At 62.5% G+C, this 14,586-nt stretch carries 10 protein-coding genes; 5 read left to right on the top strand and 5 right to left on the bottom strand.

Features of this window, described 5'->3' with window-relative positions:
* Positions 1–4: 4 nt before the first annotated feature.
* Positions 5–1,660: a dipeptide ABC transporter ATP-binding protein gene (locus AAFX91_RS04210; RefSeq protein WP_130577986.1), complete on the top strand. Its 1,656-nt coding sequence runs from the start codon at positions 5–7 to the stop codon at positions 1,658–1,660.
* Positions 1,661–1,737: 77 nt separating this feature from the next.
* Here the strand turns inward: AAFX91_RS04210 and AAFX91_RS04215 are convergent, their stop codons facing one another.
* Entirely contained in the window at positions 1,738–3,309 is a 1,572-nt protein-coding gene (locus tag AAFX91_RS04215) for an ABC transporter substrate-binding protein (RefSeq protein ID WP_394565638.1), read from the bottom strand.
* Between the two features lie 27 nt (positions 3,310–3,336).
* On the bottom strand, positions 3,337–4,704 hold the full coding sequence (locus tag AAFX91_RS04220; RefSeq protein WP_394565639.1) for an aminotransferase: 1,368 nt from the start codon (positions 4,702–4,704) through the stop codon (positions 3,337–3,339).
* A gap of 535 nt (positions 4,705–5,239) precedes the next feature.
* Between AAFX91_RS04220 and AAFX91_RS04225 the strand changes: the two genes are divergently transcribed.
* Together AAFX91_RS04225 and AAFX91_RS04230 are read left to right on the top strand one after the other, a co-directional pair.
* Positions 5,240–6,043, top strand: coding sequence for a helix-turn-helix domain-containing protein (locus AAFX91_RS04225; protein ID WP_245475800.1), 804 nt, complete (start codon positions 5,240–5,242; stop codon positions 6,041–6,043).
* Positions 6,044–6,472: 429 nt separating this feature from the next.
* The gene (locus tag AAFX91_RS04230) at positions 6,473–6,739 is read left to right on the top strand and encodes a hypothetical protein (protein WP_282531321.1); all 267 of its coding nucleotides are present in this window, start codon (positions 6,473–6,475) and stop codon (positions 6,737–6,739) included.
* A 167-nt stretch (positions 6,740–6,906) separates the two neighbouring features.
* Here the strand turns inward: AAFX91_RS04230 and AAFX91_RS04235 are convergent, their stop codons facing one another.
* The 3 genes from AAFX91_RS04235 to AAFX91_RS04245 form a co-directional block, all read right to left on the bottom strand.
* The gene (locus AAFX91_RS04235; RefSeq protein ID WP_130577991.1) at positions 6,907–7,569 is read right to left on the bottom strand and encodes a response regulator transcription factor; all 663 of its coding nucleotides are present in this window, start codon (positions 7,567–7,569) and stop codon (positions 6,907–6,909) included.
* 16 nt (positions 7,570–7,585) lie between these two features.
* Positions 7,586–7,984, bottom strand: a complete 399-nt coding sequence (locus AAFX91_RS04240) for a response regulator transcription factor (protein ID WP_207234422.1) — start codon at positions 7,982–7,984, stop codon at positions 7,586–7,588.
* 69 nt (positions 7,985–8,053) lie between these two features.
* Positions 8,054–10,003 carry a PAS domain-containing sensor histidine kinase gene (locus AAFX91_RS04245; RefSeq protein ID WP_130577993.1) on the bottom strand — a complete coding sequence of 650 codons (1,950 nt, stop codon included), beginning with the start codon at positions 10,001–10,003 and terminating at the stop codon, positions 8,054–8,056.
* Between the two features lie 318 nt (positions 10,004–10,321).
* Between AAFX91_RS04245 and AAFX91_RS04250 the strand changes: the two genes are divergently transcribed.
* Positions 10,322–12,949 carry an MMPL family transporter gene (locus AAFX91_RS04250; protein WP_130577994.1) on the top strand — a complete coding sequence of 876 codons (2,628 nt, stop codon included), beginning with the start codon at positions 10,322–10,324 and terminating at the stop codon, positions 12,947–12,949.
* 613 nt (positions 12,950–13,562) lie between these two features.
* The gene (locus AAFX91_RS04255) at positions 13,563–14,582 is read left to right on the top strand and encodes a patatin-like phospholipase family protein (protein WP_130577995.1); all 1,020 of its coding nucleotides are present in this window, start codon (positions 13,563–13,565) and stop codon (positions 14,580–14,582) included.
* Positions 14,583–14,586 lie beyond the last annotated feature (4 nt).

Genomic DNA, 14,586 nt, shown 5'->3' on the forward strand with positions numbered 1-14,586 from the left:
ATCGATGACGTCACAGTCGAATCCGGAGCAAGCCGTCGTCGCAGCCGACCATCTGACGGTCACCGTCGGGCCTGGCGGCACCAGGATCGTCGACGATGCGAGCTTTGCGATCATGCCGGGGAGCATGCTGGCGCTGGTCGGCGAATCCGGCTCCGGCAAGACCATGGCCGCGCGCGCCGTGCTCGGGCTATTGCCGACACCGCTGATCGCAGCACCCGGCAGCAGCATCAAGTTCCGTCATACCGAACTGGTCGGCATTTCGCCTCCTGCATTGCGCAAGATCCGCGGCGAACATATCGGCATGGTGTTTCAGGAACCGATGGTTTCGCTCAATCCGTCGATGACGATCGGCCGGCAGATGGCCGAAGGGCTCGCGCTGCACCACCGTCGTCTCGGCCGCAACGAGATCCGCGAGCGCTGCCTGGAGATGCTGAAGCGCGTCAGCATTCCGAATCCGGTGCATTGCCTCGGCGCCTATCCGCACGAATTCTCCGGCGGCATGCGCCAGCGCATCATGCTGGCGTCGGTGATGCTGCTGAAGCCGGATCTTTTGATCGCCGACGAGCCGACAACCGCACTGGATACGCTGGTTCAGCGCGACGTGCTCGACCTCATGGTGGAGCTGACGCAAGAAAACGGCACCGCGGTGCTTCTGATCAGCCATGATCTCGGCATGGTCTCGCATTACGTGCGCGATGTGGCTGTCATGCTCAAGGGCAGGATCGTTGAACAGGGCCGCAGCGCGGACGTGCTGTCCACGCCGAAGCACGAGTATACGCAGCGGCTGGTCGACGCACTGCCGCGGCGGAGCGCCGGCGGCATCCGCCTTGCACGCGACGCCAAACCGTTGGTGGAGCTGCGCGACGTCGTGATCGACTATCCCGGCCGCGCGCGACTGTTCGGCCGCGGTGAGGCGAAGCGCGCCGTTGACGGCGTCAATCTCACAATCGGACATGGCGAGACGCTGGCACTGGTCGGCGGTTCCGGCTCCGGCAAGACCACGCTCGGCCGCGCCACCGTTGGCCTCATCGACCCGACGGCCGGTAGCATCTCGTTCCGCGGCGGACAGATCGTGACCTGGCGCGGCCGCGCCGCGCGGCTGCAGCGCGAGGAGATGCAGATCATCTTCCAGGATCCGTATTCCTCGCTCGATCCGCGGCAGCGCGTCGGCGATATCGTGGCCGAACCGCTGCGGCTCGACACCACGATGGACCGCAAGGCTCGCTACATCAGGGTGCGCGAGGTGCTTGACGAGGTCGGCCTGTCCGCGGATTTTCTGCGGCGCCTGCCGCACCAGCTCTCGGGCGGCCAGCGTCAGCGCGTGGCCATCGCCCGCGCCATTGCCAGACGTCCCGCCTTCGTCGTCGCCGATGAGCCGGTGTCCGCGCTCGACATGACCGTGCAGAAGCAAATCCTGACGCTGATCCGAGCGCTGCAGGACCGCTACGGATTCGCCTGCCTGTTCGTCTCGCACGATCTCGGCGCGGTCGAGCAGGTCGCGGATCGCGTCGCGGTGATGCAGAACGGCAAGATCGTCGAAGTCGGCAGCCGGGACGACATCTTCGATCGCCCTCAGCACGACTACACGAAGCGCCTGCTCAATGCGGCCATGCTGCTGGACCGCAGGTTCGACGGCGTGGCTGCGGCATCAGCAATCTAACCGACACCCAATCGCAAAAGAAAAGCCCGGCGCCGCCGCAAGGCACCGGGCTTTCGGCCCGCCGTATCGGGGAGACGTTACGGCTTCTTCCACACGCCCCAGGCGCGCGGCTTCTCGAGCGGCCAGGACTCGTAGTTGACGAGCTTGGGCGAGACCGCCTCGATCACGGGATAGTAGTAGAGCCCGAGCATCGGCACGTCGTCCGCCATCCTGGCATGGAGCTGCTTCAACAGGCTCTTGCGCTCATCGAAATCCGCCGTCGCCAACGCCTTGAAGTAGAGCGCCTGCGCGTCCGGACTGTCCCACTGCGACGTAGCCGTGACCGATTTCCTGCCGATCAGCGAGCCATAGATGATCATCGGGTCGGCGCGCGAGGAATAGCCGAACGACTGCAACTGGAACTTGCCGCTCATGTAATTGTCGAGCTGGGCCGCCCAGTCGATGACGTCGAGCTGCACGTTGAAGCCCGCCGCCACCAGCATCGCCTGCACCATGACGGCGTTGTCATACATGCCGATATAGCGCTTGTTGGCCTGCAGCTTGATCGGCTCGCCCTTGTAGCCGGCCTCGGCCAGCAGCTTCTTGGCCTTGGCGGGATCGTAGGCAGGCCAGGTCTGGAAGGACTTGTCGAAATAGGCGCTCGACTCCGGCACGCCGGAAGGATTGAACTCGGTGAGACCTACGAGCTTGGTCTCGGCCATCTCCTTGAAGTCGATCGCGTGGGCCAGAGCGCGGCGGATCTTCACATTGGAGAGCAGCGGATCGTTGGTCTGGACCAGGATGGCCGAGAGCGAAAGTCCGGGCGCCGTCTTGACGACCGCACCGCGCTTCTTCATGTCCTCCATGTGCGAGACCTGCAGATAGGTCACGACATCGACCTGCCCCGCGATCAACGCGGTTTCGGCAGCCGTCTTGTCCGGGATGACGACGAAGCGCACCTCATCAAGGTAGGTGGTGCGGTCACCGCTATAGCCGTCGCGCTTTGCTTTGAGCGGCACGTAATTGGCGAAGCGCTCGAGCGAGACATACTGCTCCTTGCGCCACTCCTTGAGCTGGAACGGACCGCTGCCGATCGCCGAACCGGCAATCCAGTTGCCGTCGGCATCGACATTTTTCGGGCTCGCAATCCAGAAGTTGCAGACGATGTCGGCGAGGCGGATAAGGAGCAGGGTGTTGGGCTTGTCGAGATTGAACACCACGGTGCGGTCATCCGGCGCCTCGACCGAGTCCACCTTCAGCCCGCGCGAACCGTCGAAACTGGCATTGCAGAGCCATGGCGTGCCGGTCTTGGCCGCGCCCATGCGGCGTTCCCACAGCCATTTGACGTCGGAGGCCAGCACCTTGTCACCGTTGTGATAGGTCGCGCCTTCCTTGAGCTTGAACGTGTACGACTTGCCGTCCGGCGACACCTGCCAGCTTTCGGCGGCCGCAGGTCCGATCGTCATGTCGTCCTTGTGCGCGACCAGTTGCTCATAGATGTGGTTCAGGACCAGATCCGTGATGTTGTCGCCGCGACTGGCGTCGAGGCTGCGGATATCGGCCGTCAGGACCACGCGCATGGTGCCGCCGCGGATCGGCTCCTCGGCAGCGGCCGCCCCACCAAAAGTGAACGCTGCAAGCAGGGCGGCAAGGGCAGTTCTCTTCCTCATGCGGTTCTCCAAATCACGTTGCAACAATCATAACAGGCGGAAATGACGCACCGTCTCCTCGAGTGCGTCAGCCAGCTTCTCGGCAAGCTCGTCGATTTCGGCATGGGTGATGACCAGCGATGGGCTCAGCACGATGGATTGGCCAACGGCGCGGACGATGAGGCCGCGGGCATAGCAGGCCTCGCGGCAGAAGATGCCGGCGCCTTCTTCGACCGTGAATGGTTCCCGTGTCGCCTTGTTCTTGATCAGTTGCAAGGCCGCCAGCGCGCCGATACCGCGTTTCTCGCCGACGATCGGGCTGTCGGTGAGCCTCGCCAAGGTCTCGTGAAGATAGGGGCCGATGTCCTCGCGGACCCGATCGACCAGGCCTTCGCGGGCGATGATGTCGATATTCGCAAGCGCCACCGCGCTGGCGACGGGATGGCCGGAATAGGTGTAGCCGTGCGCGAGATGCCCGCCGCCGCTGATGGTCTCGAACACGCGACGGTTCATCGCGACCGCGGCGATCGGCAGATAGCCCGACGACAGTCCCTTGGCCATCGTCATCACGTCCGGCGTGATGCCGAAGGTCTGCGCTCCGAACCAGGAGCCGGTGCGCCCGAAGCCGCAGATCACCTCATCGGCGACCAGCAGCACATCGTATTTGCGGCAAATCCGCTGGATTTCCGGCCAATAGGTCGATGGCGGGTCGATCACGCCACCTGCACCCTGCACCGGCTCTCCGATGAAGGCCGCGACATTCTCTGGGCCGAGCTCGAGGATGCGCTGCTCCAGGGCCTGCGCCGCCTGCAAACCGAATTCGTCCTTTCCCAGGGTGCCGCCGAGGCCGTACCAGTGCGGATGCACGATATGCGCGAAATCCGGCAGCGTGCCACCATCCATGGCGTGCATATGCGGCAGTCCGCACAGGCTGGCGGCGGCCAGCGTGCTGCCATGATAGGCCATCGTCCGGCTGATGAAGATGCGCTTGCGGGGAGCGCCCTGCAGCTTCCAGAAATAGCGCACCATGCGGACGACGGTATCGTTGGCTTCGGAGCCGGAGCTGGTGAAGAGAAAATGATCGAGCCCCTCAGGGGTCAGCGTCGACAGCCGATGCGCGAGCGCCGTCATGGCCGGCGTCGTGCTCTGGAAATGGTTGCTGTAGAATGGCAGCTCGGCCATCTGCCGGGTTACGGCATCGATCAGCTCCTGCCGGCCGTAACCGACATTCACGCACCACAGGCCGGCCATGCCGTCCAGGAAGCGGCGGCCGTCGCTGTCCCAGATCTGACAGCCTTCGCCACGCACCACGACACGGGTCTTGCCGCTGGCGATCAGCGCGGGATCGGTGAAGGAATGGACGTGATGCGCCCCATCGAGGGCCTGCCAATCGTCGGTCGTTCTTGTATCCAGCATTTTTCTCTCCGACGCCGCCGGCGGAGCCAAACTGGGCGGCATCATCGGGCTCGATCATTCAACCGCTGATGCAGATGCGGGAGATGCCAAAATGAGTGGCGCTGGTGACCAACAGGCACCAGACGGCAAAGCCGCGGGGTGCACGGCCGCGATCGATGCCGCAACGATCGCGGCGTTTGCGATATCTCGGAAGTAGCGTTCAACGTCCCGATAGGTCGAACGATGCGCTCGTGATTGCGGCGGCGGCGTCGCGCGTTTTGCTAAAATGCTTCCGTATGACATCGCCGCTCGAATTTTCGAATTGCCGTATTGCAATTGATGACCGGGACGATGACGTCCGTCAGATCTTCGTGAAGACCCTGCCGATTACGTACTCGTTACTTCTGATGATCCATACCAATGTATGACACCATCAACAGGCAAAGCGGTCCATATTGTTAGCCATCCGATAGTCGACGCCAGTCGAGCTTGAGATTTCAGGAGGCCAGATATGTCGTGCCATCCCGCCCTGCTCCTCCGAGAGCGATCCGTATCGATGTCTGCTGCCGAACTTCTGGATAACCGTTCGCCAAGTGCAGCACGGCCGGATACTCCGGTCATTGGCATCGATCTCAAGCATCTCGGCGTTTCTGTACGCGTTGTGCCGAATGCAGGAGCGCCTGAGACCGAGCGCGCTCTGCATATCGCGGCAGTGGGAGGGGATGTGGAGGCGTCACCGAGCTTCGACAGTCTCCTTGGCAAGGCAATCCGGGAGATCCCGGAAGCGCAAATGGACCAGGATCCCGTGGTGCGCAGGCTCTCCGAGGCGCTCGCCGCGGCGGAGCGGGATCAGTCAGAGTTCGGAGGAATCTACGCGGACGCCATCAGGCTCGTCACGGTGGCGAGGATGATCAGCGCCGATACGAAACCGGCCTCGCCTGCGCAGACCCATCAGGACGGCGGGTTGTCAAAGTGGCGCCTCAAGCGCGTCGTCGAGTACGTGGCCGCGCATCTCGATGAGAAAGTGACGTTGGCAGACATGGCCGGGGCAGCCCGGCTGAGCCGGATGCATTTTGCCGCGCTGTTCTTCCGCGCAACCGGACTGACGCCGCATCAATATCTGCTGAAGCAGCGTGTCTCGGCTGCGCAGGACATGCTGCGAACGACCGACAAGTCGATCGTCGACATCGCACTGAGCGTCGGGTTCAGCACCCAGGCGCACTTCACCACCGTCTTCAAGCGTATCGTAGGACAAACACCCTTGAAGTGGAGGGAAGGCAGGCCGGCAGAGCCGCTGCTGCCGTCATACAGGAGAATCGGCGCGGACGAGCGAACCGTCGAGGGACCTCGGCCGATCTGACGAGCCCGTGGCGATGGTGCCGACCTGTAGGGTAGGCAAAGCGAAGCGTGCCCACCGTCTAGTGCTTTGCTCGTGGTGGTGGGCACGCTTCGCTTTGCCCACCCTACGCATTTTCGGTGCCGGCCTCTCGATTGCATGACGCCATGGCCAAGCAGCCGCATCGTGCACGAAAAAATCCATAGCCACGACAGCGCCGCGCAATCTTGGCCGCGCGTCGCTGCTGACCTGCCCTTTCATCGCATCTCTGGAATAGAAATAGCCAAGCCGCGGCGCCTGGACATTAAACCTTGGTGTTAACTGGGTACGACCTGCGCATGTCGCGAGCACCGCACGACTTAACCAACCAGTATAATCGACGATATCCCGCGCCCTTCGTAAAACACTGCATCGAAGCATTGCAGTGACCCGGTGATCGGGAGCGTGGAAGCCATGAACCGTCGATTGAAAAACTTCATTATCAGGCGCCTCGTGGTTATCCTGGTCTCGTGGCTGCCCGCATCGTCTCACTCGTTTGGAATCGAAAGGACGGATGACGCTGCCCTGCGCCACATCCGTCAAGCTCCCCTGAATTCACTGGCAAGCCGAAGCAGTTTGGTTTCCCTGGAATCAGGGCGCTGCTCGAAGGCGATCCTGCAACGGCAATATGATCGCGTCGTCAGCAGAAGACCGGATGCGGCACAGGTTCGCATCGCTTAGACTAGAGCAGTGAAAGATGCCCGCTGATCGAAGACGACGATGGGGCGATATCTCAGGTACCTACTTCAAGGCCAAAGTCGTGCGATAGAATACGCGTTTTCTTCACGCGAACCGGTGTCCACCCTCGGATCAAGTCCGAGGGCATGCTTTGCTCGAAAACGCTCTAGCTAATCCCGGGCGGGCTGCTGACCCGCCAACGCCTGCCGAACGCCAAGCAAATCGGCCATGCGCACGAGCTCGGCGAGCGATTTGGCCTGCATCTTGCGCATCATGTTGCCGCGGTGAATTTTCACCGTGATCTCGCTCAGCGACAGACGCCAGGCGACCTGCTTGTTCATCAGTCCTGCCGTGACAAGACCCATGACTTCCCGTTCCCGGGGCGTAAGAGAATCGTAACGCAGCCGGATGTCTTCGTCCCGCCGCGCTTCCGCGCGCCGCCGCTGATCGCGGGAGACGGCCTCTTCGACGGCCGCGAGAAGCGCCTCCTCTTCGAACGGCTTGGGAAGGAAATTGACCGCGCCGGCCTTCATGGCGCGGACGGTCATTGGTATGTCGCCGTATCCGCTGATCAGGATCACCGGAATGGAGGCATCGCTCTCAACCAGTTCCTCCTGAAACTCGAGCCCGTCGGCTTCTCCCAACCGGATATCCAGGATCAGGCAGGACGCGGAGTTGATGGCATCGGATGCCAGGAACTCGCTGGGCCCCGCGAACGTCTCGACGGAGTAGCCAACGGCACGCAGCAGGCTGCTGAGCGAATTGCGCACGTCGGTGTCGTCGTCGACGACGCAAATGAGGGCGGTGCTGATCGAGCTCTGTGATGCACTCATGCTGTCCAGGACCGGGTCATTGGAATGTCGGGGGAGGTCCTTGCGAAGGGTCGCCCAGGATTGCTTCCACATCGTGGAGCAGAATCTCGGGATCGACGGGCTTGTCAACGAAAGCCGCGGCTCCGAGGCTCTTTGCCTCGGCGCGCGCTTCCGGCGTCGAATAGGCCGTCATGACGATCACGGGGACGCCTACTCCCCGGCGCCGCAGTTCCCGGTGCAGGCCGAGACCATCCATCCCCGGCATGTGCAAATCGGTGATGACGCAATCGACGTTCGCGACCGAGGACGACTCCAGGAAGTTCTCGGCCGCGCCAAAACTCTCCACGCGCAGGCCTACCGAGCGAAAAAAGCTCGATATGCTTTCCCGCACGTCGTCGTCATCGTCAACGATGCAGATCGTGGATCCTTGTGGCACTAGACAGCTCCTCCCGGGCAATTCGCCCGGTGTTTCCGTCGGTATGACCGGATTCTGTCCATTTTCCCATCATATCAAGATATTAGGTTTCGACCAACGCGCCTCCGCCGGGATGTTCAATGGGAGCGTGAACCCCACGGTTGCCCCCCATCCGTCATTGTTGGAGGCCGAAACGCGCCCTCCCTGCCCTTCTATGATCGTCCTGCAAATGGATAGCCCAAGGCCCATTCCATCGGACTTGGTGGTGAAAAACGGCTCAAAGATACGCTCAGGGTTGCCCTCGATCCCGGTGCCGCTGTCCTCGACGGCCACTTTGATGAAATTCTCGGCAGTGCCGTCGATCTTGACACGGATCTCGTGCGGGCGGTCGGCGATTCCCCTGGTAGCATGGAGCGCGTTCATCAAGAGGTTCACGATAACCTGCTGCACCTGCACCCGGTCACAGACGATCGGGCCCCCGATATTGGCTTCCTCGACGCGGATGGTCGCCGCCGCGGCGCGCGTTTCCCGCGCCAGCAGGGAAACCGCATCCTGGACAAGGGCGCCCATATCGACGGAGCTGACCTGTGGCGCGGTCTTCTTGGCGAGCGCGCGCACCCTTCCAACCACCTCCGCGGCGCGGTTGCCGTTCGAGACGATCTTGTCCAGGCAGTCGCTCACCTCCGTGAGGTTGGGATCGGGCCGGGTAAGCCAACGCTTGCCCGATTTGCCGTAGTTGATGATGGCCGCAAGGGGCTGGTTGACCTCATGCACGATCGAACCCGCAAGCTGGCCCAGCAGGGCCACGCGCCCGGAGTGAGCGAGTTCGACGGAGGTCTGCTCGATCTTCGCCCGAGCTTCGTTTCGCTCGGTGACATCGAAGGCCATGAGCAGCACCCTGGACCAGTCCTGTCCGTCCGGCAGGACGGATACGCGCAGTACCGCATCGATGATGCGCCCGTGCAGGGTGGCGCACCGCGTCTCGATCTCCGCAAGCGAAGAACCGGCGGCCAGCAAAGCAAAGATGTGCGCGAGGGCCGGTTCGGAATCCGGCAATTGTCCAAGCATGACATTGCTATCGGCCAGATCGGCCACCGTATCGGCTTCAAACATTGCGAGCGCGGCGCTATTGGCGTTGTAAATCCCGATTTCGTTGGCCGCCGCGCGCGAAATCTGCGGATTCGACAATAACCACGATTTGCAGTCTTGGTCCGGCGCTTTGCTGTCCAAAATCAGCCGCATGGCCTTGCTCAAGTCGCATTCCAGGGCGGCAAAACCCGCCGAGTTGAAGATGGTGCTGTAACGCTGCTCGGAGCTCCGTCTTTCCGCCAGGGCACGGCGGCTCTCGGTCAGATCGGCGCTGGTCTCGATGATGCCGACGGGTCGACCGTCCGGATCTCGTCGCTCGAGCCAGCGGCTGGCCAGAATGAGCCGCGTGCCATCTCGCCGCGTTCGGATGATTTCGCCCGACCAGGTTCCATTCTGCTCAAGAGAGGCATTTACTTCCTCTGCCGAAACGATCGGCTCGAGGAGGTCGCTGCAGCGCCTGCCCAGCGCCTCGCCACGCGTCCAGCCATAGAGCCTCTCTGCGCCTTCATTCCAGTACCGGATGATGTCTGATCGGTCCCGAACGACGACGGTGTCGTGCGAGAGTTCGAGAATCCTTGCCTGCTCAGCCAAGGTGGTTCTCGCGGACCTGTCCCTGAGCGACAGCAGCACCGTGATCGCGATAGCGACGAGACTGACGGCGTAGCGCAGGTGCGCCCCTCCGAGGGGATCGTCCGCATGCCCGATAAGGAACGCGATCGTCGTGAGCACGGCCGTGACACAGCCGCTGCCGATCACGAACCTGCGGCCGAGCGGCGCTAGCGTCAGCACCACGCCCGTGTACAGGACCGCGACGGCGCCATCGATCGGGCTCAACGCATCCGCCAGGAAAATCAGCGCCGACGCAACGACAGCCGCGGCAAGTGCGAACTGCCCTCTCCGGCTGCGGATCGCCTTGAAACTACCCTGCTTTGGACCAGTGTTGGCCGCCATGTCATCCCTCATCAGGCCGCGTTCCAGAGCCGACTTTTATCGTGTCTGGCCGCAAGAATGATCATACCTAGGTTTGAATTCTCGTTCCCCTGTTTTGTCTGTACCTGGGAGCTCGAGCCGCATCCGCGGGCACCGTGCGAATTTGAAACGCTCATGCGAACCTCGGAAGACAGGATTTCAGTTGGCCGCGCAACCTTCAGTACACGCTTCGCCCGAAGCCGCACCATTTCACGAACGAGTTTCTGCCAAAGATCAATCCAGCATTGACGCGTAGTTCGTGACCGAGGGCGATACGCGCGTTGGGAAAGCCGATTCATCATGTTGAAATCAGCAATCGTCGGAGTCGTGGATTTTTGTGCGCAGCGGCGCTGGTGGGTTCTCATCATCGGAATCCTGCTCGCGGTCGCAGCTCTCGCCTATGACGTCACGCGCTTCGCGATCACGACAGACACGGACAACCTGATCTCGAACAACCTTGCCTGGCGTCAGCGTCAGTCGGCATTTTCCGAGGCATTTCCGGACAAGGGAATCCTGGTGGTGGTCTCGGCACCGACGCCGGAAAACGCTGAAGCGGCGACAAGCGCGCTGACGCAGGAACTCGCCAAGCATCCGGATTTGTTCCGCGCGGTTGTCCAGCCGGACGGAGGCGAGTTCTTTCAGCGCAACGGGCTCCTGTTCGAACCGCTGCCCAGCGTCAAGAAGTCGATCACGGGATTGTCGAGCGCCGACTTTCTGATCGGCTCGCTGGCGGCCGATCCGACCCTGCGCGGCGTGGCGAAAGCGCTCGGCTATGCGCTCGACGGCGTCGAGGGCGGAGACATCAAGCTTGACCAGCTCACGTGGCCGCTCTCGCTTGCCGACAAGACCCTGAGTGACGTGCTGGCCGGCGAGCCGGCGACATTTTCGTGGCGGGCGCTGGTGCAGGGCTCTGAGCCGCAGGCGGACCAATTGCGCCACTTCATCGAGGTCGAGCCGATCCTGGATTTCTCCGCGTTGCAGCCGGGCCGCAAGGCGACGGACGGAATCCGTCGTGCCGCAGCCGATTTGAAACTGGGCGAGAAGTTCGGCGCCAACGTGCAGCTCACCGGCACGGTGCCCATGAACGACGACCAGTTCTCGGTGATCCGGCAAAGCGCGCTGCGCGACACGTTGACGGCCTTGTTCGGAACGCTGATCATATTGTGGCTGGCGCTGCGTTCGTGGAAGATCGTCACCGCGGTGTTTTTCAGCGTGATCGTTGGCCTCGCCGTCACCGCTGCACTTGGCATCGTCATGGTCGGGGCGTTCAACCTGATCTCGATTGCATTCTTCGTCCTGTTTGTCGGGCTGGGCGTGGACTTTGGCATCCAGTTCAGCGTCCGTTACCGCTCCGCACGGCATGAGTGCGGCGATCTGCGGGAATCGCTGCGACGGGCCGCGCGCAAGGTGGGAGCCCCTCTCTCGCTGGCTGCTGCGGCCACCGCGGTGGCGTTCTTCTCGTTCCTGCCGACCAGCTATCGCGGCCTGTTCGAACTGGGTCTCATTGCCGGATGCGGAATGTTGATTGCCTTCCTCTGCAGCATCACGCTTGTCCCGGCGATGCTGGCGCTGCTGAAACCGCCAGGAGAACTGGCGCCGGTCGGTTTCAGCAGCCTCGCGCCGCTGGATGATTTCCTGCAGCGGCATCGCATCGCGGTGATCGCCGGCACCATCCTTGTGGTCCTCGCCGGAACGCCGCTGCTCCGTCACCTTCCGTTTGATTTCAACCCGATCAACCTGCAAAACCCGCACGCCGCATCGGTCGTGACCTATCGCGAGTTGCAGGGCAATCCGCTGACCTCTGGCGACGATGCCGAAGTGCTGGCATCATCGCTGAGCGAAGCTGACGGCATCGCCAAGCGGCTGGCGGCGCTCCCCGAGGTCTCGCGCACCATGACGCTCAACAGCTTTGTTCCTGATGATCAGGATCAGAAGATTGCCGTCATCAAGGCCGCCGCCCCACGCCTCCATGGCGCGCTCAATCCGCCGCGCGATCCGGCGCCGACGGACAAGGACACCGTGGATGCCATCCGCTCGACCGCGCAACATCTCTCGAAAGTCGCGGGCACCGCGACCGGCCCGGGCGCTGAGGCGGCGCGACACGTTTCCGATTTGCTGACGCGCCTGGCGCAAGCCGACACCGCAACGCGAGCAAGCGCCGAATTGGCGTTCGTCCAGCCGTTGAACCACGATCTCAACCAGTTGCGGAACAGCCTCGATCCGCAAACGGTGACCATCCAGAACCTTCCGGCCAGTCTTGTTCGCGACTGGCTGTTGCCCGACGGCAGGGCCCGCGTTGAGGCGCTGCCGAAAGGCAATGCCCAGGATAACAGCGTCATGCGTGGCTTCGCGACGGCGGTCATGGCCGCGGAGCCTTCGGCCACCGGCCCCGCGATCAGCCTCTATCAATCGGGCAGGATAGTCATCGACGCTTTCATCGAAGCGGGCGCGCTAGCGCTTGGCGCCATCGCGATCCTGCTGCTGATCGCGTTGCGCCGTGTCACGGATGTGCTGTTGACGCTGATACCGTTGCTGCTGGCCGGCGCAGTCACGCTGGAGATCTGCACGCTGACCGGCACGGCGATGAACTTTGCAAACATCATCGCCTTGCCCTTGCTACTAGGGGTCGGCGTCGCGTTCAAGATCTACTACATCATGGCCTGGCGCGAAGGGCAGACAGGCCTGCTACAATCCAGCCTGACGCGCGCGGTGATCTTCAGCGCCATGACCACCGGGGTGGCGTTCGGAAGCATGTGGGCATCGAGCTATCCGGGCATGTCGAGCATGGGCAAGATGATGGCGCTCGCGCTGCTATGCACAATGGCCGCCGCCGTGCTGTTCCAGCCGGTCCTGATGGGACCGCCGCGCCAGGTCAGAGCGGCTTCGGCGCAGCCGTCGGCCGATTCATTACCTCGCCCGGCGGAATAAATCTTCCCCTGGTCCGATCCAGGGATCAGTTGCGACGGTTTTTCTGAAAGCTCGGTTGCATTATAGCGAACTGGTTCACATTCAACGTCGGCTCTGTCATGCTACGTTCATATATCGCAGCCGGACGGAGGATCGGGCGACTGCTGCTTGAAGGGGCGAAGCTGCATCTGGCCATCGTGACCGAGCGAAAATGGTGACGTGCTCGCCTGCAACATTGCTGGAGGTTGACCATGCATTCCGTTTCAGCCGAATGGCAATCCGCTTCAACAGCTCCCTCTGACGAGGATCTGGAAATCTGTACATTGAATTATGATGGCATGGTCCGTGCGCTTCCTTTTCCTTGCCGCAGGGACGGAGCCAACTGGGTCGATCGTTCGGGCGGAATGCACGCCGACATTCATCCGACCCAATGGCGCAAATGGACTGGGCCAAACTAGCGCCCGTGGGGCGAGCGCGGCCTGGCCTTGGACTGCGCTACCGAAGTTGCGTGCTGACAGAGCCCGATCTGCAGCCAACCGAATTCGGTCTGGAAACATCGACCACAAGTTTGTCTCGCATGTTCCCGCTACCTAAGACATAGTGAGCCTCCCGTACGCCGCGGAAGTGAGGGCTCATGAACCGAAGCCCGGTGCTGATAGACCTGGCCCTCCAGGGCGGAGGCTCGCATGGTGCGTTCACCTGGGGTGTCCTCGACCGGCTGCTTGAAGAGCCCTGGATTGAGATTGCGGGCATATCCGGGACATCCGCCGGGGCGATGAACGCCGCTGTCCTGGCGGATGGCTGGACGGAGGGCGGCGCTGCCGGGGCACGCGACGCCTTGGACAAATATTGGCGGAGCGTCTCGCGAGCCGCTGCATTCAGTCCGCTGCAACGCTCGCCGCTCGACCATCTCATGGGACGATGGTCGCTCGACACCTCTCCCGCCTATCTCTTCACCGATTTGATGTCGCGGGTGCTGTCGCCCTACGACCTCAATCCGCTCGGCTTCAATCCACTGCGAGAGATACTGGCCGGGGCCATCGATTTCGAGCGTCTTGCTCGCGCGCCCATAAAGCTCTTCGTCACCGCCACGCGGGTGCGGACCGGTCGCGGACGGATCTTCCGCAATGCGGAGATAAATGCGGATGTCCTGCTGGCGTCGGCCTGCCTGCCAACGATGTTCCGCGCCATCGAGATCGACGGCGAGCCCTATTGGGACGGCGGTTACGCAGGCAACCCTACGATCACGCCGCTTGTTCGCGAGACCGATGCGCGCGACACCATCCTCGTGCAGATCAACCCGACCGAGCGACCGGAGCAGCCACGCACCGCCGCTGAGATCCTCAACCGCCTCAACGAGATTTCGTTCAATTCGCCGCTGGCGAAGGAACTGCGGATGATCGCGCTTCTTCGTCAGGTCGCCGACCCCGGTACTGGCGAGGGCGCCCGTTGGGCACAGATGAAGACGCACCGGATCAAGAGCGACATGCTTGCGGCGTTCGGCGCGTCATCAAAGCTCAACGCCGAATGGGCGTTCACATCCAAGCTGCGTGAGGAAGGGCGGCGAGCCGCCAATGAATTCCTCGACACGCACGGCGCCGATCTCGGCGTGCGTTCGACTGCCGATCTCGACATCTTGCTGACGGAGTGCTGAGGCC

The organism is Bradyrhizobium sp. 31Argb (assembly GCF_043638955.1).
Taxonomy (GTDB): domain Bacteria; phylum Pseudomonadota; class Alphaproteobacteria; order Rhizobiales; family Xanthobacteraceae; genus Bradyrhizobium.